Annotated in this window: 1 protein-coding gene; it reads right to left on the reverse strand. The window is 45.9% G+C overall.

The features are described 5' to 3' along the window. Window positions 1-1153, reverse strand: a 1153-nt coding sequence (locus BB781_RS15140; protein WP_094229275.1) for an IS1634 family transposase, incomplete at both ends; no start/stop codon positions are given.

A 1153-nucleotide genomic window follows, 5' to 3' on the forward strand; every position in this document is an offset into this window, starting at 1 on the left:
TTCCCCGTCTGGGTGTTGTCTTGATGATGAAATACTTCTGATAAAGTTTCTCATGTTCAGGAACACGTTTGCCAGATTCCAGTTCCTGTTTCAGTGAGAACAATCGACGATCAAAGGCCTTCTCATCATCTGCTGCCTGGTCGATGTTATAGTAATAGTGAATGTAAAGGCGGCGCGATTCCTGTAGAGTATCTCCCTTATACGGACGCTCTTGCGTGTAGTTCCAGGTGATTTTAACTGTTCGGTAATAAAGCTCATAATTTTCATTGTAATGCTCGAAACCTCGAAACGTATCATATATCTCGTCCAGCTCTTTTCGGACAAAGGCCAGAGACATCCTGACAGACACAAGGAACTTCACATGACTCTGGTACAGGCAGTTGATGTTGTCCTCACTATAAAACCCTCGATCCATGACCAGTTTCACCTTTGAATAACCCAGAATATCCAGTTCTTCAAGCAGATGGCTGACTGTTTTAGTATCAGGGATATTGCCTGCAAGTTTTTTGTAGTAGAAAGGGAGGTTGGACTCTTGTCCGAAGACGAGAGCCAGATTCACCTGGGGCAATCGGTCATGCTCTTTGTTATGACCATACTGCACTTGTTTGAGAGCTTCTGAATAACTGGATAGAGTTGTCGTGTCATACGCCCAGAATTCTTTTTCCAGCCTTCTCTTTCCCTGAAGGACGAAGAAACGCTGTTTACTGTCCTCGGTGATGCTGGAAAACAACTCGCTGCTGCGTTGTGAGGTGATATTACTTCCATGGGGGTGCTTGTGCAGGATCCCCCACTTCTCAAAACGGTATAAGGGTGTGCTGTCTTCAAGGATCAGGTAGTATGCTATAGATAATATTTGCCTGTAAGTATCAGGGAAACACCGTTTCAGGTCCTGGGTGATCCCAAGTTTCTCCCCGATGGCATCCAGCAGGTAGGTGGCACCGTAAAAGGAACGATTTATTATCTTAGCGGTCTTGGGTCCACATTTGACAGGAGCCTGCACATCTTGGTTCTTTCTGTTCCTTCCATCAGTGGGGACGATCTCTCCCGTCTCTTTGTCCACCCGCCCGATCAATGTACGTCGGGCACGTGATTGTTTCTTTTCTTTATCCCAGTATGATACGGATTCATAGGCATAGGTTATCCCGGATCGGTT

Source organism: Methanolobus psychrotolerans (assembly GCF_002243045.1).
In the GTDB taxonomy this organism is placed as follows: Archaea; Halobacteriota; Methanosarcinia; order Methanosarcinales; family Methanosarcinaceae; genus Methanolobus; species Methanolobus psychrotolerans.